This window comes from Cellulophaga baltica 18 (assembly GCF_000468615.2).
Taxonomy (GTDB): domain Bacteria; phylum Bacteroidota; class Bacteroidia; order Flavobacteriales; family Flavobacteriaceae; genus Cellulophaga; species Cellulophaga baltica.
On sequence record NZ_CP009976.1, the window covers coordinates 3,727,844 to 3,749,382 of the forward strand.

Sequence of the window (21,539 nt, forward strand, 5' to 3'; positions counted from 1 at the left end):
TAGAAATGAGGTTTTTAAGTACTACTATATGGCATTTATTCCACCGTGTACTGGAATCTCTTCGCCCACGATATAAGAGGAATCATCTGATGCTAAAAACAATACTGCTTTTGCCACTTCTTCAGGGTTTCCAAAACGTTTTAAGGCTGTTTGTGCGGTAATCGCTTCGGCTGCTCCAGAAAGTACCTTTTCAGGCAATCCAATTTTTCCCCAGAAAGGAGTTCCTATAGGCCCTGGACTAACGGCATTAACACGAATTCCCTGTTCTGCAAGTTCTGCGGACGCTACACGCACTAAAGATCTTAATGCCGCTTTACTAGCACTTAACAAGCTACTCCCGCCAAAACCAATCTCATTTAACCAAGACGTAGTGATAATTACGGATGCTTTTGGATTCAGATTTTTAATAGCTTTTTGTAAAGTAAAATAAGAACCTTTGAAATTTACATTCATCATATCATCAAAAAAAGCTTCATCTGTGTCTGCTACTGGAGCTAATTTTCCTTTTCCTACATTGATGAATAAAACATCGATACCCCCAAATTTGTTAGCCGTTTCTGAATAAAGTCGGTCTAAATCCAATTGATTGGTAACATCTCCTTGTACCGCATAACTATGGTCTCCTAATTGCGTTACAGCTTCATCTAAAGCTTCCTGACCCCTACCAAAAATAACTACATTGGCGCCTTGAGTAATAAATTCTTGCGCTGTTGCTAAACCAATACCACTAGTACCGCCAGTAATAACTGCTGTTTTTCCTTCTAACTTTCTCATGCTTTTTTTTATTTAGTCAAGACAATTCGCTGTCCTGCTTTATTTGGACACTAGAAAAGTGATGGTGTTACAAAACTATTTTTTCTAGGCGCAAATAATTACCGCTCAGTCGTAAAAAGATGAAAACAGAATTACCTTAAATATATCTCACATATTCCAATAGGATTAATTTATTTTACCAATCGTTCGGTAATAACTTTATTTGTTTATCTTTGCAGCATGAGACCACAGAAAGTACAAGATACCGAAATCATGATAAGTCTAGTTAAAACCTTTCGTTCTAAAGGATATGAAGGCACTAGCCTTGCTGAATTAGCGGAAAGTACCGGATTAAAAAAAGCGAGTCTTTATCACCGTTTTCCGAAGGGCAAGCAAGAAATGGCCACTGCTGTTCTCGATTTTTTAGAAGAATGGGTAGATCAACATCTGTTTACATTATTGTTAGATGAGAACAAATCCCCTGAAGCAAGAATAAAAGAAGGCATCGCCGAAATTAGAAAATCTTATGATCATGGTAAAGAAACTTGCATTTTTAGGGCGCTTTCTTTGGGCCAAAGTTTAGAATTATTTGAAGTCCAAATTCATAGAGGAATGAGCAAATGGATTCATGCCTTCAAAAATATAGGAATAGCTTTAGGCTTAACGGCATCTGAAGCACAGCAGCAAGCTGTTGATACGCTGATAAAGATACAAGGAAGTCTTATTGTTACAAGAGGCATGAATGACTTAGCTATATTTGAAACTACTCTACAAGAAATACAAACTACCTACCTAAAACCATAAAAAAATTTACATACATATTTTACCGAATGGTCGGTAATTACATCTTTTATACTTGAAATTTAAAAAAATTATGAAAAATCTCGCAACAACAGTACTCTTCGCCATTACGTTATTCTCGTGTGGCTCAAAAAATGAAGATCCATCTCCTATTAATAATACTAGCGTTAATGAACTAATGACGTCAAAAGAGTATGCCACCCGATACAAATTCATAAAGATCGATGGCATTGATATTGCCTACAGAGAAGCAGGTAATCCTGAAAATCAAACTATTGTTTTGCTACATGGATTTCCGGCATCATCCCATCAATACAGAAAAGTATTTTCACAATTATCTGGAGCATACCATTTAATAGCTCCTGATTATCCTGGTTTTGGAAATAGTGATTTTCCTGATGCAAAAGACTATACCTATACGTTTGATACTATCGCCTCTACTATAGATACATTCCTAGAAAAAAAAGGAGTTAATTCCTACGCCTTAATGATCCAAGATTATGGAGCTCCTATTGGTTTCAGAATTGCAACAGCGCACCCAGAACGTGTAACTGCTATCATCAACCAAAATGGAAACGCGTATGAAGAAGGATTAGGTGAAGCTTGGGCGGGAATTAGAGCCCTTTGGGAACATAGAACTACAGAAACTGAAGTTGCTTTGTTACCAGCTTTTTCATTAGAAGGTTTAAAATGGCAATACACCCATGGCGTACGAAATATAGCAACGGTAAACCCTGATAGCTGGAATTTGGATTACTTGCGCTTATCTAGACCAAATGCACATGCCGTACAGTTAGATTTATTTTATGATTACCAGAACAATGTAAAACTATACCCTAAGTGGCAACAATACTTAAGAGATCATCAACCTCCATTATTGATTGTTTGGGGTAAAAACGATGCCTTTTTTCCTGAAAGTGGCGCAGAAGCTTTTAAGAAAGATGTAAAGACCATAGATTATAACATTTATGATACGGGCCATTTTGCGCTGGAAGAAGATGGTGATGCTATTATTAAAAAAATAAGCGCTTTTATGAAAACTTTACATACACGAGGATAATGAAAATTAGCACCTATTTGTTTGCCGTCATGAGTGTACTCGTGATAAGTTGCCAAGAACTGCCCACAGAAACTAAAGAAGAAACCGCTAAGGAGGTATCCTTTTTTCTGCCACCACCCACTACCTATAATACCCTAGAAGTAAACGGTGTAGATTTGTTTTATAGAGAAGCTGGCGATCCTAAAAAACCCACGATTGTATTATTACATGGCTACCCATCTTCTTCCCATAGTTACCGGAATTTGATTCCTATGTTGGCTAGCCAATATCATATTATTGCGCCAGACAATTTAGGTTCTGGTTATAGTGATCATCTTAATCCTGAAACAACCACCTATACATTTGATTTGTTGGCTGAATACACTAATGAATTACTAAATAAACTTAAAATAACCAATTACACCTTGTATATGCAAGATTTTGGTGCCCCTGTTGGTTACCGAATGATGATGAAGGATCCTGAAAGAATCGATGCTTTAATAGTACAAAATGCTAATGCTTATTTAGACGGATTGACACCTGAACGACAAGCATTTTTTAAGAAGGCACAAGAAGATACATCACAAGAAGAACTTGATTTTTTATATCACATTACCAGTAAAGAGGTGATTATTACGAAACAATACTTGTTTGATCTTGATACGACCAATTATAACATTCAAAGTCCTGATGCTTGGACTCACGACCTATCATTCTTAAAAACCCGAGCCGATAGATTAATTCAGGTACAATTGTTCCAAGACTATTACACCAACCTACTTGCCTACCCTACTTGGCAAAAGATGTTGAAAGAAACTCAGCCCAAAACATTAATTGTATGGGGTGCTAAAGACGTAAAATTTAATGCAAACGGCGCTAAAGCCTATTTAAAAGATTTACCCAATGCGGAACTACATTTATTAGATGCTGGGCATTTTGCCGTAGAAGAAAAGACTCGTGATATTGCATTACTAATACTTAATTTCCTCCCATAGTGCTTCGGTAAAATTTAAGCTTTTACAAGTAATAGCTGCAGCGTTGCTTTATAAAAAAAGGAGGACCATCAAAATATTGATAGTCCTCCTTTATAATTTTTTAAATAGGATAGTTATTAGAACTTCCCATTATTATTTTTCCATTCTGTTTTTGGAGGAATTGGCGCTATAACATCCCAATGCTCTACTATAAGTCCGTTTTCTAAACGAAATAAATCATAATAAGCGGTATGTGCTCCTTTTCCAAATTTACCTTCACTAATGCTAAGCACAAAATTGCCTTGCCCTAACACTAAGTGTAGCTTATCATATTCCATCACTAAATTATTGGCTGCGAAATACTGCACAGCTGCTCCAAAACCTTCTAAACCATCTGCTACCGCAGGATTGTGTTGTACATACTCTTTAGGATTGATATAGCTCGTTAATTGATCCATTTCATGCCCCAATAAAACATGTTCAATAAACCCTTTAACAACAGCCTTATTGGCTTCCGTTTTATCTAAATCTGTTAGCGCTGTAGCTCCATCAAATTGTGTTCTTCCACTAGGGTTTGGTTTTTCAACAGGTAATAAGTTATCCCAATGCTCTACTATTTTCCCATCTTCAAAACGAAAAACATCAAAGCCTGCTTTTGGACCAAAAAAGTCATAAGATGTATGGGTAAATACATAAGCACCATCTTGAAAAGCACGAAGTACATCAGCTTTAAAGCCTCCTTCTGGAGCATGTTGCATTACAGCTCCAAAACCTTCTAAACCATCTGCAACGCCTAGATTGTGCTGAATATATTTTGTTGGATTAATATACGAAATTGGTGTTTGATCTCCAGTATTAAAACTGTTTAGCAAAGCAACCACTTTATCTTTATTCGTGAGTGTCACATTTTTTAATGCACTTAATGCTTGGTAACGAATCATAGCTATAGACGTTTGATCCATCATTCCCATAAATTCTTTGGCAATTGGCGCCTGCATAAAATCATTAATTACGGCATCAGAATTTGCTTTAGTATCCCAATACGCTACTACAATTTGCTCTCCCGCTTCATTAGAGCCCGTAATACGTTGTAAAAATCCTTTTTGTTGCTCACTAAATTCCGTGCCAACTTTTTTATTTACCTTTTTAAAGGCTTTGGCATCCGTATTTTCTTTTGTTTCAAAGGTCATTACTTCCGTAAACGTACTATTTGTTGCCGTAAATTTATCTGCGATGGTAAAGCGAGACATTTTCATGGTGCTGCTTTCAATCATACCCGCATAAGTAGCAACAGCTTTATCTGCCATAAATTTATCCATAGAAGCTTTTGCTGCATCAAGAGATTCCCAATACACCATTACCACATATTCCCCTTGCTCATTAACGCCACTTTGACGTCTGATATAACCAGGTTGTTTACTCGTGAATGAATCCTCTATTTCTGCATCAAGTTTATTAAATTCTGCCTCACTTGCCGTAGTTTTTAGCTTAAAGCTTGTGAACTCTAAAACTGTTGTTGGTTCTTTCTTTTCTGCATGGCAACTTGCTATTACCATGGTAAATAGACTAAGTACTATTAATTTTGTTTTCATAATATATATGTGTGTGTTTAGTTAAGAGAAATATTAAAACCAATCTGCTCCAGGATCACCAGGAAAAAATGCCTCTGGAAGCGATAGGAAGAGTCCGCCTTCCGTATAGGTAGGATACAGTAACTGAAGTTCATCAATTACCTGCTGCTGTGTTGTAGCTGTAGTTCCTTCAGAAGTTAATTTTGTGCCTTTGATTAACCCTTGTGCGTCATTTAAATAGGCTATATTTTCATCAATTGCTTTTGCTACATCTGTACGTGACCCATTATGACCCACAAATAAATGTGAATAATTAGAGAATTTACTTTTTAGTACGGCAAGACCTGCTAACCAATTGTCAATTTCATCTTCACCAAGATTCGGGGTGTATTCTCTTAAGTAAGGGTGTGATAAGTTATACACTAAATCTCCTGAAAAGAGTAGCTGGTACTTTTCATTGTAACAATAGCCATTCTCTCCTGTTTCTGCATTTGACACCTTATCAAAGGTAAAGTCTAAGCCTCCTATAGTTTGCGAACCAGTAACACCAATTACTTTGTTTGGATGTAGGCTTGTAAAATCTTCGGTACTGTTCAATTGTTCTGCTACCGTCAGTTCCGCATAGAAGTCTAAATCGGAAAAACTACCTGCTCCTCCAAAATGGTCTCCATGATTATGGGTAATGATAACAGAACCTGGCTTATCAATTGCGGACACGTAAGCTTCCAATTCTACGGCAAAATCTGGAGCTGGACCTAAATCTACAAGGATTAAAGCGTCTGCAGTTTCTACGATCGTAACCGTGTAGGGTGCCGATGCAAAATCAATCGTGTGATAACGCACGGTATCTTCAGTACGTACCTGCACTACTCCAGTAGTAATTAAAGAGGTGGAAGGTGCTGTTCCAAAATCGGTTTTCGTTGGTGCGTCGTCTTCATCATCTGAACATGACACAAAAAATAGTGTGGTAAAAATGGCTAAAAGCCCTAAGGGTAATTTTAAATAGTTCATCATTTTCATTGATTTTTTTGATACGACAAAGTTGCAGTTTGCAAGGCATATCTCAATTATCAAAATGATGACAAAAACAGTAAAAGTATAACCAACTACTTAAACTTGTTGTCTAAATTTTAAGGGAGTAATCTGGGTGTTTTTCTTAAAAAACTTAGTCATATTCGCAGGCTCATCAAAGCCCGTTTTATAACATATTTCTTTTACGGATAAGGAGGTTGATAACAAATATCTTTTGATTTCAATCGTCACAAAATCGTCAATAAAGCCTTTCACTGTTTTACCCGTTAATTTTTTAACGACATCATTTAAAAACTTATAGGATATACGTAATTCTTCTGCGTAAAATTTTGAATTTCTAGTAGTTACATAATTCACTTCAAGTGAATTTTTAAACGTATTAAATACTTCAAGCCAGAGCGTTTTAACACTACTCGTAGAGTGTAATTGTTTAACGCGCTCTGCTTTTATAAGTAATATATGTAGGTAAGCACGTAACATTTCTGCTTTTGCAAAACCACCTTCTAAATTATACTCTACATAAAGGTTTTGGACTGTCTCTAAAAAGATAGCTCCCTCTGTACCTTCCAAGGTCACTAATGGCGTTTCTAAATGGTAATTATATAACCTATCTAAATGAATACTATTAGAAAGGAAGTAATTTTGTTCTAAAAACTGACTGTTTAATAGAATACAAAACCCTTCTATATTTTGAAAATTTTCTGTAAAATGATGTACTTGATTTTTTGCAATAAATAGAATGCTCCCTTTTTTTAATTCGTAAAATTTGAAGTCAACATAATGGGTATAGAAATCTTTTGTAACAATCAATATTAAATAAAACTGAATCTTATGAGGAGAAAATGGATCATGATCTTCCGTTTTATTCAATTGTGCTTGAGTTTGGGCAAAAGTCATTACCTCAATATCCAATGGAATATCTGATTTATACGCTATCTGAGGCAAGGAGCTTATCATAAAGTAAAAGTATGAAATTATTAGCTTCTGCTAGGTTATATCGCTTTTTCTACAAGAGATACGATTATAAAAAAACGTATTCATTAGAATACGTTTTTTTATAATCTGTTCCTACACTTCTAATTTTAGCGTTTTTTATTTAAAAGACTACTTCTCTATCGCTTTAAAGAACTGCATATTGCGTTACATAAGTATCTGTGATATCTTTAAAACTATTAGTACAATAAATATGATCAATACTCTCTTTTAACTCCTCAAAGCCATAATTAAATTGTGCATGGGTTACATACAAAAATACCTTAGTGGCTCCTTGAACTTTAAGTGCTTCTGCTAAGAATTTGAAGGTTCTTCCACCGTCTGCTAAATCATCTACAATCAAGCATTCTTTTCCTTCTACATTGCCTTGAATACTAATTACCGGAGCGCCATTAATTCTAACTTTATTAGAAGGCACTAAATCCGCTGCCAGCTTTTCTGCAATTTCGTGCGTGGTTTTATAAGCCCCTGCATCTGGACTCACCAATACCGGATGGCCTAATGACTTAAAAGTCTTTTCTACATATTGAAAATGAGAAATCATTTCACTATTCGCTATCAATGCTAGAGAAATAGGGCTGTGCGGATGTAAGATAGAAACTTTATCAAACTTCATACTATTGATAAAATTAGCAATGACTTTCAGATCAAAAGATTCTGCTTTATGAAACCGTCTATCGGAACGTTGCCCAATTAAACATAAAATGGTTAAAGTGGCGACTGCATTTTTATGCATGGCATTTTCTGCATCCCAAGCCTCTTTTATAGCAGCTATGGTAAATAAATCTTGATAGCTATTTCCTCTAATCTTAAGGTCTAAATTGCCTCCTTCTATAATTTTGGCGGTTACTTGCCCATCATTAAATTTCTTTATTTCGTATTTCATCTGTAAGATTTTTATTTTGTTCAAATTTTTCAGCTACTTGTTCTAAATAATTTAAGTTTTCAATAGTATTGATCATAAACTGAGGAATGCCTTTTAAACCAAATCTTCCAGCCATTATCCCTGTTGTAATAGAAGCGACTGAATCTACATCTCCTCCTAATAAAACTGATTTCTTCAATGCTTCAAAAGGATTTTTAGAATTCTTAAGTACATATAAAACCGCTCCTGCAGTAAACTTTGAATCTGACGGCACTCCGTTTATTCCAGGCAAAAAATACGGAGCTTGTATGGGTTGACTTCCACATAGAATGGTAAATTCTTCTGTATTCAAGTTTTCATACATACTTAGCTCATTCACTTTTGACAGATATGCTTTGTATTCTTCGTTTAAATTAACCGTACTAAAGCAATAGTCAATAACATGGGCTCTATCTCCTTTTTTTATAAGTACATATTCTGATGCTCTAGCTATACATTGACTGGATAGTACTGCATTTTTATTTGGATGCGTAGCGTTGGCGTTAATAGCGGCATACTCATTAATCAAATCATCCCGCAACAAGCCCAAAGGAACTGATCTCATTGCTGGAGCATTTCCTGGATTAGGTCTATCCCTTTGAAAATCCCGAACTTCTTCTATTGTTTTAGCTCCAGAATAGTACCAACTCATAGAGCCATGACCATTTCTTCCGTATCCCTTTTGAGCTTTACCAAGGTCATATTCTTCTTTCCATTTTTGAACTAATAAATTTTCAGAAAAAAATTCTCCCGAATTTAAGGCGTTTATTAATCCAATAGTCATTTCAGTATCATCTGTATACTCCCAAGCAGTGTAATTTTTGGTAAATACTTCCTTTTTTTCTGGTGCAACTTTTATTTGGTCTCTAGCATTTACAAATTTTGAGAAATCTACATGTTGGCGTATCCAATCTCTATCTTGAAACTCTACTCCCGCTCCAAATGCATCTCCAATCGCTATACCTAAAAGTATTTCCTTTATCATTACAAAAATTTATAGATTCTCATTGATCCGATCTCTTATCTCTTGTAGGTTTACTTGATTCATAAATTTTCCGTCTTCATAAATTACCTGCAATGCTCCTTCGCTTTCTACTGCTGGTGTTACTTGATCTACCAAAACAAACTCTCCATCAACCACATCCACTTTTATCAATCCTTTAGCCGATTTTTTAACTCCGTCATCTGTAATTGGATCTTTGAAAATTTCTCTTCGTTCACCATTTACCACTACAGAGGTAGCTTTCATTGCAAAACCAAAAGTATCTCTAGTATTAAATTGATAAGTAAAAGAACCAATTCCTAAGACAACATTCGTAGTAGCAAAACCTTTATCACTCAAACGTTGACAAATATTCTCTGCTCTTTCTGTAGTAATACTATCCCCGTATATAGCACCAATATGTGCATCTAAAACTTTAAAACCTTGTGCATTTACAGTACCTCCAAAAATATCCCAAAGGAGTTCCACAACACCTTTATCTTTAGGACTTTGAGCGCCAAGTACCGCAGCTTCGCCACAGATAATGTCTACAGGGTCTCCGCTATCTGGTCTAATCACCAATTTACCATCTCTTGCTAAAACTTCTTCTTTTAACTGTGGGAGATATTCCGTAAGTACTTTCCATAAATCCCAAGTATCACTCACCACAGATAATACCCCTGTAGGATACGTATCCATTAAAGCTCTAAATGTACCCAATTCATCATCTTTTGTTCCTGCACACATTACGGAGTGTTCTGTAGCATTCACAGAGCCTACCACAAAGCCTTTGGCATGATAGTAGTTGCGAAGCGTACTAATTACAGGTAAGGTATCTGATCCTAAAAACACTGCTGCGTGGCCCATCCCAGAAGAAACCGCACTTTGTAAACCTCCCATTCCACGCATAGAAAAATCATGCCCTTGAAAATCTATAAAGCCCATATTTTCTTTGTCGGTGGCTAACGTCCATTTTTTGAAAATCCTTTTATAACATAAGGCAATAGATGCAGAAGTCATTGGTTGCCATAACATGGCAGACAAAATAGTTTCTAAAAAGTTTGTAATCCAATAGAATTTTTTATCTGTATTTACCACCGTTACCATAGGTACTCTAATAGGAACCTCTAGTCCTTCTGGTAACGATTTAGCTCTGATAGGTAAATATTGTAAATCATGTAATTCTTCATAATGCGTTACATCATAATCGGTTCCCAGGTATAAAGACAGCTCCTCTTTTAACTCATTGCAGACTTGTGCTTTTGGTTTCGAAAAGAAATTATCCTGAAAATAGTTATGCAACCATTGAAATACATATTGTTGCCCAAAAGAAACTACTTTATCACACCCTTTTGGCGCATATTTATTACTTCTAGGTGTCCAATTAGAATATACTTCTTCTGTTCCTTTTGGATATTGTTGGTGGTGTCCTGTTTTGTATCCGTCTGTTAAAAATAATCCGTTCATGTTATGTTATTTTAAGTTAGTGTGTCTATTGCCTCTGGAAGTGTCTTAAAAGTTGGCGTATGATACCTTTCACATAAAGTAAGCACATAACTACTTTTATAAAACGCTTTAGGACAGACTACATATAATTTTTTAGTATTTACATACAAACCCAACTCTACTAATGATATGGGTGATAATGCTTTGGGAAGGAAATTAAGCAGTATGATATCTGCCATAGCCATAGCGTCTAACTCCCACTCCACATGTTTTTCCATTTGAGTTGCATTTAAAGTATCATGATGCTCCTTCGTAGGATCTAAAAATTGATAGGAATTACGTAAGCTATTAACCACTTGATTTCTCCAATTTATAGTCTGCTTAGATGCCATACTTCCTGCTAAGAAAATATAACGTTGGTCTGATTCTTTTATTGGAAGCGCTGTTTCTGATGTGAATACCATAATCTTTATTTGCGTAATTATGACGCAAATATAAAATGCTTTTAAACATTCCGCAACTTTTATTTGCGTTATTTTCACACAAAATAATTTTAAACCCTTTAAATCTCGAAAATTATGCCTTTTTCCTTAAGCTCAAAATAGCGCTTGTTGTTGAATTTAAACAAGTTAGCAGGTCTACCCGAACCTTTAGAAACTTTCTCATCGAGTTCATCTAAAATATTAAGACTTAGCATCTTTTTTCTAAAATTACGTCGATCTATAGCTCTTCCTAAAAGTGTTGTGTATAGTTTCTCTAGATCAGAGAAGGGAAATTTTGTATCTAATAATTCAAAACCAATAGGCTCATAGGTGATTTTTCCTTGTAACCGTGTTATCGCCATTTGCAGTATTTCTTCATGATCAAAAGACAAACTTGGTAGTTCGGTTATTTTAAACCATTGCACCTCTTCTGCATCAGTTGCTGCTAATATTTTAAATGCACTGGGTTTAATTAAACCAAAGTAAGCCACAGACACGACCCTATTTCTTGGATCTCTCTTTGGATGACCAAACGTATACAATTGTTCTAGGTAATTTATAGCGATACCTGTTTCCTCTTTAAGTTCTCTTGCTACAGCTTCTTCTAAAGATTCTTCTTCTAAAACGAAACCACCAGGAATTGCCCATTGCCCCTTAAAAGGCTCATATTTTCTTTTAATAAGCAATACAGATATGGTTCCTGATTCATAGCCAAAGACTACAGCATCTACAGAAAGTTGAATTGATTGTGGCATACTATGCGTATTTAGTACGCTAATATATACAATAATCAACTGTGATACAATCAATGCTTTGTTTGGATTGCCCACCATGGTAGTTCATCTTATATATTCTATAAAAAAAAACCGTCTCTTTATTAGAGACGGTTTCCTTTTAAAATAGTATAACTAGTTTTCGTTATCGCTTTTTAATAAAGCTTTTGGTCACTTCTTTTTTACCCGATAGTTTTACAAAGTACATTCCCTCATTATAGTTATTTAACGGAATTTCAATGGTTCCTTTTGAGGTGATTTTGTTTTCATACACTACGCTTCCTTGAAAATCTAAGATGGTTACTCTAGAAAAATCTTCTGTATCACCTATTTCAATTTGTATTTTATCACTAGAAGGATTCGGATAGAGCTTTATTTCAGTACGTGCACTCGTAGCATTTATGGCGGTACAAGAACTTTCTAAAGTCCATACTTCCCATTGTCCAGAGTTGGTTGCGGGACTTTGGTTTTTGGTGTACCAGTTATTCTTATAAATATTACCATTAAAAACAACTTGAGTTCCGGCATTTGCATACACAGTATTAGCATTCCATACTGGTAAATCAGTACAGGTGCCACCACCAGGCAGAGTTCCTATGGTAACCGCAACTGCTGTACTTGTAGTCTTAGCCCCAGCATTGTCTGTTGCTATAGCCGTTAACGTATAAGATCCTGAAGTTGGATTCCAGTTTTGCGTATATGGACTACTCACGTCTGTACCAATAAGACTCCCATTTGCATAAAATGCTACTTGAGTTATTGTGCCATCCGCATCCGTAGCTGTAGCTTTTACTTGAATAGTCGTTCCGGCTGCAGAAGAGCTGTTTGCTGCAGGACTTGTTATGCTTACGCTAGGCTCTTGGTTAGTCGTACCACCACCAGTACCCGTATCTGAGCAATACTGTTTCCAGTTTTTGACAATACTTTTTACTTTAGTCCCTGATGCTGTTAAGTTACTAGCGGCCCAACCACCAGTGGTACTGGCACCTGGATTTAAAACAGAAGCGCCTTCACTTTTATCATGAAGAGACCAATTAGCATGCGTAATATTATTAGTAGCTAGAAAAGACATCCAAGCATCAGTAGACGCAGTATCTACATTACCATTACCACTCGCTTCTACACTACCCCATTCTGTTACCATAAGCGCAACACCATTATTCAAGGCTGTTTGTGCTTTTTGACGCAGACTTTCTTTATGCGTAGCCGCATAAAAATGTAATGTATATGCAATATTAGTGGTACTGGTAATAGGATCATTTGAAGCAATATCTACATCCTGAGACCAAGTAGATGTTCCAACAATAATTAAATTATCTGGATCTATCGCTCTAATGGCCGCAGATACTCTTTCTGCATACGGCTTAATAGTATTAGACCAAGATACTTGTAAAGGCTCATTGTAAATCTCATAAATTACATGTGGATTGTTGCCGTAGGTTTGAGCCATTTCTTGGAAAAAAGAAATCGCAGCAGCTTCATTATCCTCTGCATGATGAGAATGCCAATCTATGATGACATAAATACCTTTTGCTATAGCAGCATCTACTACCGCTTTAACTCTGTTCTTATTCTCAGTAGGATTACTCAAATACCCACCAGAATCTTCTACTCCCATTGCTGCTCGCACAATAGTAGTATTCCAATCGGCCGCCAGCCAATTTACAACATCTGCGTTGTAATACTTTTCTGCTCCCCATCCGGAATTGGACCAGAAAAAACTATTTCCAGCAAAACTTACAGGGTTGTTGTTTTTGTCTACAATCCTATTCCCACTTACGCTTAAACTACCGTGAACCGCTACGGGTGTAGAGGAACAATAATTTTGAGCTTGTAAGACTACGGAACTACACAGCAGACTTGTGAAGAATAAACAGGCGTTTACTCTTTGTTTAAAGTTACTTTTTTTCATGATATTGGGGTTTTAATTAGACACTAAGCTAATTGATATTTTCTCTCTATCAAAAATAATAGTTACTAAAATCTCTACAAATTCGCCTATACCTCATATCCTATAGGCTGATGGCCTACCTTAAAAAAAGAATGTTATTTGACTACATATTAAATAAAAAAAGCCCATCTAAATAAATAGATGGGCTTTTGTAAAACTTGAAGTATATATTAAATAACTTTTACGTTTACTGCGTTTAAGCCTTTGTTTCCTTCTTGAAGATCAAATTCAACAACGTCGCCTTCGCGTACTTCGTCAATTAATCCTGAAATGTGTACAAAGTGATCTTTTTCAACACCTTCTTCTGTGATAAATCCAAATCCTTTAGTGTCATTGAAAAATTTTACTGTTCCTTTACTCATGGTAATGTAATTAAATTTATAATACTTATTAAAAGACAAAGGTCGTGCCATTTTATTAATAAACAACATATTACGGGCTTTTTTAACTGTTTTTTATTACGAGGGCTCTGATAGCGCTAGTTACAAGTGTAAAAAACTTTTCTAAATCCCCATAATTAATAAAAATATGCTAAAATAAAGGAATTACATGGGCAGATACTTATTTTTGCGGTCCATAAAAACGACTCCGTTTTTCTTAGCATCGCTATTTTTTGAAACTATACAACTATGAATTTTGAACACCTTTTATATACTTATTTAATAGAGTTAGGATTATCTCACAACTCTTCTAAATATTTAAACATGCTTACACTACTGGTAGCACTTTTACTTTTAACTGTGCTGGTAGATTTTGTTCTTCGAAAAGTTTTAATACAACTATTCACCCAATTCACCCTTAAATCAAAAACCAATTTTGATAATTTATTGGTAAAGAATAAAGCTCCACGCAGCATTGCACATATCATTCCATTAATCATAGCGCTAGAACTAATTCCCTACGTGTTTATAGATTTCCCCTATTTTGAAAATCTTGTAGAAAAAGGTTTGCAAGTATTTGCTATTATTTTAACCTTATGGATTGTTCGTAGTTTTTTAAATACACTTAAGGATTACTTTAAAACCTTAAACAGTTTAAAAGATAAACCTATAGATAGTTACATACAGGTATTTATGATTTTTGCATGGCTTCTAGGAATCATGTCTGCCTTTGCCATTATCACAGGAATAGAATTTATCAAATTTATTACCACCATTGGTGCTGCTTCAGCAGTAATTATTTTAATATTTAAAGATACTATTTTGGGTTTTGTAGCCAGTATTCAAGTATCGATTAATGATATGGTCCGAATTGGGGATTGGATTACTTTTGAAAAATATGGGGCAGACGGTGATGTTATTGAAATTAACCTCTCTACAGTTAAAGTTCAAAATTTTGATAAGACCATCACTACTATTCCCACGTATGCATTAATATCCGACTCCTTTAAAAATTGGAGAGGTATGGAAATTTCTGATGGGAGACGTATAAAAAGAGCTCTCCATATAAAACTAGACAGTATTAAATATCTAGCAAAAGAAGAAATAGAGCAACTTAAGAAAATTGAATCCATAACTACCTATTTGGAAACTAGACAAGAAGATATAGATACTTATAACACCAATCATAACATTAACAAAGAATTGCTATTAAATGGTAGAAATCTTACGAATATTGGTGTCTTTAGAAAGTACATAGAAACCCACATAGAAAATCATTCTGGCATCAATAAAGACATGATGATTATGGTACGCCAATTAGCTCCTGAAGCTCATGGAATTCCTTTAGAAATTTATGCCTTTAGTAGTGATAAACGCTGGCAGAATTATGAATATATTATGGCAGATATCTTTGATCATATCATTGCTGCAGTACCTTATTTTCATTTAGAACTCTTTGAGCTTCCTAGCAATTCAAGCTTTGTAGCCCCTAAAAAAAGCTCAGACGCATAACCTTTCATCGTTTGGCATAAAAAAAGTCCACCCTTTTGAGGTGGACTTTAGAACTAGTGTTTGTTACGTTTCTTATTTTAATAAGAACGCTTCTTTTTTGAAACCGTTGTTAAATTTTACGTTGCTGAATGTGAAAACTCCCATTGGAGAACCATCAGGCCCAAATCCTTTACGAACCGTAGATACTAAAATACCATCAATAGTTTCATAAGTTAAGGTCATTTTCAATACTGGCTTATTAATACCCCATGCTGGCAATGAGAAGTAGAATTGATCTACTAAATGTGTTTCAGGATTAAAGAACAAGATGTATTCATCATTCTGCTCTTTTTTAGTAACCTCAGAACTATAAGTTAAGCTTACCTTATCATAAGTAATGTTACCTACTTTTTCAGTTCCTAAAAATTTATAATTAGCACCCTCATTTTTTAGTTTGTACATCATGGCAAACCAATAAAAGTTTACTTCACGTAAAAATTTCGTACCACCAATCGCTTTAGGATCCGTTATTGCTTTACCTTCTAAAGTTAATGCAGGGATACCATCTACTAATGATTGTACGGCCGTTCCTTTTTTACCAGGTAGCACGTTAAGGTCATGTTGCGAGTAAGAAGCCCATGATTGTTCTCCATTAAAGATATGACGCTCTAACGAGACATCTTTCCCCTTCTCAAAGTTATCATAGACATAGGTAAACTCTACATCTTTTTTAGTCGACAATTTTTTGTATCCACCATTTACAGTTTCTAGGGCATCTAATAATGCTGCTGATTTAGTATCTGTATTTTGCGCTGAAATAGAAAAGGTAAAAGCAAATGCTACGATAGCACTTGCAAGGGTGTTTTTAAATGATAATTTCATAGTTAAAGACATATAAGTTATTTATGAAGCGATTTAGTCGCCGCTTCTAATAGAACTTACATTTAAAATTGCCATGAAGCACCAAGAGCAAAAGATCCTTTATAACCAAACCCTAACTCTGCAAAGGCTGCTACCTTTCTCCCTACACGAAATCCTAAACCAGTTAATTGATATGATATATTTGATTCAAACGCTTCACTTGTGAAATAGGCAATACCTAAACCAGAGTACATTTGAAATTTAGGATTTGAGATATACCTATAATCTGCCTCTATAGCGATGCTGAAATTGGAGAAATTTTGTCCTGAAGTTTGTTCAAAATCTAAAAATCCAAAATATTCGATTTTATTGATTTTTAGGTTTTCATAACTTACAGAGCCTCCAAGCATAAACCGATTATTTACGGCATATTTATAACTTAAAATGGCCACCCCACTACTCTCAATTTCAGAATACGAAATAGATGATAATGCTGTAGAAATTGAAACATCGTAAAATTAATAAATTTTATAAATACTGTTAGAGCCATAGCCTAAACTCAATTCGCTTGTGCCTTGAGCTTGCGCTTGCGTATTTGTAATACAAGCCAAATTGATTAGTGCAAGTGTGAAAATAATTTTTAATGATTTCATAAATTTGATTATTTGTTATCTGTTATTGGTTACATTTTTTACTGGGGGAGCATTAAAAAAAAGAGTCCTAACGATTTAACTAGAACTCTTTTTTAGCAAACACTATGAAAATCATTCCCCCGAAGATTTACATAATTCTTTATAACTTAATTCTGCTTTCTAATCCTATAACTCACCGTACTTTTTCTTGAACGTTAGCTGCCAATAGCTACCACATTCTAAAGGCTTTTCTAAACTTAGGTTCCATAAATCACTGGTAATAAAAAGTACTTCTAGGGTCATTATCATTCTAGTTTAAATCTTAATGCAAGCTATTTATTAGGCAGCTTTCTTAAAATAAGTAGTAAGGTCTATTACTACGTAGGGGTACTAGCTTTTAAGAATGAAGAAAGAAGAGCATTATTGAAAATCAATTTCGGCCGTAACACCAATAATAACAGGCATTTCAAGCTTACACATCAGCATCTACAAATAGTTAAGACCCTAAAAAACTCGTATTTATCCTCGTACTAATTGGGTGGTCCTGAAAACTAAAAGTCCGATTGTCTATAAATTTTGCGTTATTTGTTTCTAAGAGAAAGGCCCAAATGCATCAAAAAAATTTTGATGTTTAGACACCTAAATAGAAGTAAAAGAACCTATGAAAAGTACTTTCCTTTGCATTATGTTCATCTTTTTCACCACCGGTGCATTTGCTCAAAACACAAGTATAGCAGAGAAAATTTCACAATTCAATGCTAAGATTAAACATACAGAGAAGGGAGAACGGCTGCAGTGGATGGATAGCCTACACCAAGTAGTTTTTGAAAAACCCACATTGCATTATGATAGTATAGCGCAGCAAACCATTTCTTTTGCGATTGAATTAGATTCCCTGTCACATGCCGCAAAAGATTTAACTGACTTAATTTATTACCATGTATACACCAGTAAATCTCCTGCAGAAGCTATTGTATTGTTTGATACATATGCTCCCCAATTGCAAAAACTAGAACATGACTATACTTGGGCAGAATTACACTTGTACACGGGAGATGGATACAACTTTACGAACAATTTAGAGCAGGCTATTGCCTTTTACAAGAAAACAATCTCACTGGGTACTGCTTTAAAAAAAGAACGCATTGTTGGGCTTGCTAAATTGTATCTGGGTTTTGTATTAACGGATACCGGTAAATTTGCAGAGGCCTCTTTAAGTTTTAGAGAAGCTTCCCTAATTTATACCAAGTTAAACGACACCACCAATGTGCTCTCCGCTAAGAACGGATTATCTATTCTCTACAGCAAAAATGCTTTTTACAGAGAAGCGCAGAAAGAGCGCGAAGAAGCTATTACCATTGCTCAAATGAGCAACAACTATAACATGCTAATCCCCCTATATGCTAATGCTGCGGAAGATTATAAGCGGATGGGAAATAGGGTAAAACAAATAGCGTATTTAAAAGCATCTTTAGCGGCAAATACCAAGGACCCTAAAATGTTTTACCTCAGAGCTCCCCTACTTGCAGCCATCACCAATGCTTATGCAGAGAGTGATAGCATAGCACTTGCTGATAAAAGTTTTAAAAGCTTAAAGGCCATCTATGAGAACGATAAAACGGCACAAAATACGCGGCACTATATTGATGCAAAAAAGACACTATCATTTGAACAAGGCTACTATAAAGAAGCTTTAGTCCATGGAAAAACATTTTTAGCTTTTCAAAAAGAGCGAAAAAAGAAGGAAGACATCATGTTAGCTGAAGAATTTTTAGCAAAAACTTATAGGGCTTTAAAAGATACTATTGCGAGTAATATCCATTTGGTACAGTACTACGCCATAAAAGATTCTATTGCTAATGTTCAAAATATAAAATCTTTAGCCTACTACCAAACGCTCTACGAAACAGAAAAAAGAGATCTTAAAATTGAAACTCAAAACTCAAGCATTGATATCTTACATCTTGAAAATGAGAACAAAACGCAAATATTTCTCTTTAGTGCACTGGTTTTACTTTTACTTTTTGGGGACTCAACTTCTACCGTTCTTTTATCAATGCTAAAAAAAGAGGAATTGCACAAAAAGTGTTCTCTCAAAAACTTATAAAAACACAAGAGCAAGAACGTACGCGGATTGCAAAAGAGCTGCACGATGGCGTAGGGCAACAAATTACATTGCTTAAAATGAAAGCTCAGAAAACTAACCAAAAAGAATTTGTGAAATTAGCACACAATGCTCTAGAGGATGTCCGAAATATTTCTAGAGGCTTGTACCCTGTAATATTAGCCAAATTAGGACTTACAGAAAGTATCAAACAATTACTATTAAACATAGATGAAGAAACAGATTTGTTTGTATCGGTTGAGATTGATCCTATAGATTCTTACTTTAATGCTACGGAATCCCTTAATTTTTATAGATTTATACAAGAATCGGCACATAATGTTTTAAAACATGCGGCAGCAAAAACATTAATTGTGACCATTATAAAAGAAAACAACGCTCTACAGGTTTTCATTAAAGATAACAGACAAGGATTTGAGCTTAGTAAACAAATAAAACAAAGTAGTTTAGGCTTAAAAACAATGGCAGAACGAATTAGTATGCTCAAGGGAAGTTTTATAATTAAAAGTAAAAAATCAGAAGGCACCACCATCACAGTACAAATACCAATCACCTAAATGACAAACGCCATTACCTTAGTTGTAGCAGATGATCACCCTCTTTTATTAAAAGGTTTAATAGATGAACTTAAAGCGTACAATTACAGTATCTTAGCAACCGCAGAAAACGGAGCTCAAGCACTCGATAAAATAATGCAGTTTCAACCGGTTATTGCCATTTTAGATGAAGAAATGCCTATGCTTACGGGGTTTGAAATTATAAAAAAATGTAAGGAACAAAATATAGCAACCAAATTTATCATCCTTACGTCCCATAAAGAAAAGGCCTTTGTGTATAAAGCAAAAACCCTAGAAATTTCTGGATATATTATTAAAGACGAACCTTTTCAAGAGCTACATAAATGTATTCAGAGTGTACGTATGGGTGTACCTTATTTTAGCACACTTTTTAGTGATGTCTTTGAAAATGAAGTAGCACCGCAATTAAAAAAAATAAAATTATTATCTCCTTCAGAAAGAACCATTCTGCGTTTGGTCGCTCAAGAAAAATCTTCTAAAGAAATTGGAGTCCTCTTAAGTGTTTCATATAGAACCGTAGAAAAGCACCGCGCTAATATTATTGCCAAATTAGGGCTAGTTGCTGCAACAGATGCGCTACTCTTATGGACCAAAGAGCATAAAGAGTTTTTAGAAAACATTTAACTAATTCATCCGCAATCAACCAAGTTTTTATTTGCTTAAGAGAAGGTGTCGTTTTTTCTAAAGACTATCCAATGGTAGAATATTGTACGTACTTATCTAATTATCGTTTAGGCAATAATAATTTATGAATGAATTTTAGTTTTTCTACTACCGGAGGGGTAATGACAAAAGGATACACATCTGGCACCCCCATAGCCCTATTGATACTGTTGACCGCAAAAGATAACGGTACACAGGTCCGTACAATAACATCAAAGTCTTCTTTAGTATATGGATCAAAAGATACTTTAGTTTTCATTATCCTAAGTTTCTTAATAGGCTTCACATTTATACCGAAAAAGTAAGCAGTCTCCACCATATCCATAATGTGAAGATAATGTGCCCAAGTTTCTGCCCAATCTTCCCAAGGATGTGAAGTAGCATACTTACTAATATATGATTTTTCCCAATCTTTAGGCGCACCATTCTTGTAATATGCAGTTAACGCATCTCCATAATTATATTGTTCATCTCCGAAGATAGCTCTAAACTCAGATAAAATATCCTGATTAGTATACACCAACTGGTTCCAGAAATAATGCCCAACTTCATGTCTAAGATGCCCTACAAGCGTCCGGTATGGTTCTGAAAGTTGCTTTCGTATTTGCTCTCTCTTAACAGAGTCGGCCTCTTTTAATAAGATGGTAACCACACCGTTAGCATGACCTGTCATTAGTTTAGGATCATCCTGCTGTGATACAAAATCAAAACACAAACCGTTTTCATGGCGCAATTTACTCTTTAATAACAAACCTGTTTTTTGCAGTTGATAAATCAACCGATGCTTAGCAATCTCTAAATGTTGCCACTTTTCAAAATTTTCTACATCTGAAAGATTTGGTATGATTCGGTTAAGCTGACAAGCACTACAATAGTCTTCTTTACAACTTTTTTTAAGAACCCAATTACAAACATTGTATTCTTTATTTTTACAATATTTATATTCTATATTTTGACGATCAGAAAATAAAGACATTTCATTAGGTTTGAAAGTCAACATCTTGCGATCTTTAGCTCTAAATCCTGTTAAATGTCCACAATTTTCACACGAATAATTTTCAAAAAAAACAGAGTGGTTGCAGTTACCACATTGAAATACTTTCATTTA

22 protein-coding genes are annotated in these 21,539 nt (G+C 35.0%); 7 read left to right on the forward strand and 15 right to left on the reverse strand.

What is annotated here, in order from left to right; translation table 11 throughout:
• Positions 1-24: 24 nt before the first annotated feature.
• The gene (locus M666_RS15965) at positions 25-774 is read right to left on the reverse strand and encodes an SDR family oxidoreductase (protein ID WP_029446660.1); all 750 of its coding nucleotides are present in this window, start codon (positions 772-774) and stop codon (positions 25-27) included.
• A gap of 219 nt (positions 775-993) precedes the next feature.
• Between M666_RS15965 and M666_RS15970 the strand changes: the two genes are divergently transcribed.
• The 3 genes from M666_RS15970 (at position 994) to M666_RS15980 (ending at position 3,588) form a co-directional block, all read left to right on the forward strand.
• Positions 994-1,557, forward strand: a complete 564-nt coding sequence (locus tag M666_RS15970) for a TetR/AcrR family transcriptional regulator (RefSeq protein ID WP_029446661.1) — start codon at positions 994-996, stop codon at positions 1,555-1,557.
• Between the two features lie 70 nt (positions 1,558-1,627).
• Positions 1,628-2,614 (forward strand): alpha/beta fold hydrolase, encoded by a 987-nt coding sequence (locus tag M666_RS15975; protein WP_029446662.1) that lies wholly within the window; start codon positions 1,628-1,630, stop codon positions 2,612-2,614.
• Positions 2,614-3,588: an alpha/beta fold hydrolase gene (locus M666_RS15980; protein ID WP_029446663.1), complete on the forward strand. Its 975-nt coding sequence runs from the start codon at positions 2,614-2,616 to the stop codon at positions 3,586-3,588. Before M666_RS15975 ends, M666_RS15980 begins: the two co-directional genes overlap by 1 nt.
• A gap of 116 nt (positions 3,589-3,704) precedes the next feature.
• Here the strand turns inward: M666_RS15980 and M666_RS20650 are convergent, their stop codons facing one another.
• The 10 genes from M666_RS20650 to M666_RS16030 form a co-directional block, all read right to left on the reverse strand.
• Positions 3,705-5,159 carry a nuclear transport factor 2 family protein gene (locus M666_RS20650; protein WP_226989920.1) on the reverse strand — a complete coding sequence of 485 codons (1,455 nt, stop codon included), beginning with the start codon at positions 5,157-5,159 and terminating at the stop codon, positions 3,705-3,707.
• Positions 5,160-5,192: 33 nt separating this feature from the next.
• Positions 5,193-6,152: an MBL fold metallo-hydrolase gene (locus M666_RS15990; protein ID WP_158400253.1), complete on the reverse strand. Its 960-nt coding sequence runs from the start codon at positions 6,150-6,152 to the stop codon at positions 5,193-5,195.
• A 96-nt stretch (positions 6,153-6,248) separates the two neighbouring features.
• Positions 6,249-7,127, reverse strand: coding sequence for an AraC family transcriptional regulator (locus M666_RS15995; protein ID WP_029446666.1), 879 nt, complete (start codon positions 7,125-7,127; stop codon positions 6,249-6,251).
• Positions 7,128-7,290: 163 nt separating this feature from the next.
• Entirely contained in the window at positions 7,291-8,049 is a 759-nt protein-coding gene (locus M666_RS16000) for a phosphoribosyltransferase family protein (RefSeq protein ID WP_029446667.1), read from the reverse strand.
• Positions 8,024-9,052, reverse strand: a complete 1,029-nt coding sequence (locus M666_RS16005; protein ID WP_029446668.1) for an ADP-ribosylglycohydrolase family protein — start codon at positions 9,050-9,052, stop codon at positions 8,024-8,026. The genes M666_RS16000 and M666_RS16005 overlap by 26 nt, the downstream gene beginning before the upstream one ends.
• A 9-nt stretch (positions 9,053-9,061) precedes the next feature.
• Complete coding sequence (locus M666_RS16010) at positions 9,062-10,516, reverse strand: nicotinate phosphoribosyltransferase (RefSeq protein WP_029446669.1); 1,455 nt, start codon at positions 10,514-10,516, stop codon at positions 9,062-9,064.
• An 11-nt stretch (positions 10,517-10,527) separates the two neighbouring features.
• Positions 10,528-11,037, reverse strand: coding sequence for a nucleoside 2-deoxyribosyltransferase domain-containing protein (locus M666_RS16015; protein ID WP_151198076.1), 510 nt, complete (start codon positions 11,035-11,037; stop codon positions 10,528-10,530).
• Positions 11,038-11,057: 20 nt separating this feature from the next.
• Complete coding sequence (locus M666_RS16020; RefSeq protein WP_029446671.1) at positions 11,058-11,732, reverse strand: NUDIX hydrolase; 675 nt, start codon at positions 11,730-11,732, stop codon at positions 11,058-11,060.
• 163 nt (positions 11,733-11,895) lie between these two features.
• A complete protein-coding gene (locus M666_RS20280; protein WP_029446672.1) occupies positions 11,896-13,662 on the reverse strand; it encodes a cellulase family glycosylhydrolase in 1,767 nt (588 codons plus the stop codon).
• A 209-nt stretch (positions 13,663-13,871) separates the two neighbouring features.
• A complete protein-coding gene (locus M666_RS16030; RefSeq protein WP_024481017.1) occupies positions 13,872-14,063 on the reverse strand; it encodes a cold-shock protein in 192 nt (63 codons plus the stop codon).
• Positions 14,064-14,330: 267 nt separating this feature from the next.
• On the opposite strand from M666_RS16030, the gene M666_RS16035 reads away from it, so the two are divergent.
• A complete protein-coding gene (locus M666_RS16035; protein WP_029446673.1) occupies positions 14,331-15,593 on the forward strand; it encodes a mechanosensitive ion channel family protein in 1,263 nt (420 codons plus the stop codon).
• Positions 15,594-15,665: 72 nt separating this feature from the next.
• On the opposite strand, the gene M666_RS16040 is transcribed toward M666_RS16035, so the two are convergent.
• The 3 genes from M666_RS16040 to M666_RS20810 form a co-directional block, all read right to left on the reverse strand.
• On the reverse strand, positions 15,666-16,454 hold the full coding sequence (locus M666_RS16040; RefSeq protein ID WP_029446674.1) for a hypothetical protein: 789 nt from the start codon (positions 16,452-16,454) through the stop codon (positions 15,666-15,668).
• Between the two features lie 62 nt (positions 16,455-16,516).
• Positions 16,517-16,843, reverse strand: a complete 327-nt coding sequence (locus tag M666_RS16045) for a hypothetical protein (RefSeq protein WP_029446675.1) — start codon at positions 16,841-16,843, stop codon at positions 16,517-16,519.
• A gap of 108 nt (positions 16,844-16,951) precedes the next feature.
• Complete coding sequence (locus tag M666_RS20810) at positions 16,952-17,086, reverse strand: hypothetical protein (protein WP_262486524.1); 135 nt, start codon at positions 17,084-17,086, stop codon at positions 16,952-16,954.
• A 640-nt stretch (positions 17,087-17,726) separates the two neighbouring features.
• Here M666_RS20810 and M666_RS16050 point away from each other — a divergent pair.
• The 3 genes from M666_RS16050 to M666_RS16060 are packed head-to-tail and all read left to right on the forward strand — an operon-like array spanning position 17,727 to position 20,392.
• Positions 17,727-19,172: a tetratricopeptide repeat protein gene (locus M666_RS16050; RefSeq protein ID WP_151198077.1), complete on the forward strand. Its 1,446-nt coding sequence runs from the start codon at positions 17,727-17,729 to the stop codon at positions 19,170-19,172.
• Complete coding sequence (locus tag M666_RS16055) at positions 19,151-19,747, forward strand: sensor histidine kinase (protein WP_029446677.1); 597 nt, start codon at positions 19,151-19,153, stop codon at positions 19,745-19,747. The genes M666_RS16050 and M666_RS16055 overlap by 22 nt, the downstream gene beginning before the upstream one ends.
• Positions 19,748-20,392 (forward strand): response regulator transcription factor, encoded by a 645-nt coding sequence (locus tag M666_RS16060; RefSeq protein ID WP_029446678.1) that lies wholly within the window; start codon positions 19,748-19,750, stop codon positions 20,390-20,392.
• Positions 20,393-20,492: 100 nt separating this feature from the next.
• Here the strand turns inward: M666_RS16060 and M666_RS16065 are convergent, their stop codons facing one another.
• Positions 20,493-21,536: a zinc-binding metallopeptidase family protein gene (locus M666_RS16065; protein WP_029446679.1), complete on the reverse strand. Its 1,044-nt coding sequence runs from the start codon at positions 21,534-21,536 to the stop codon at positions 20,493-20,495.
• Positions 21,537-21,539: the final 3 nt, after the last annotated feature.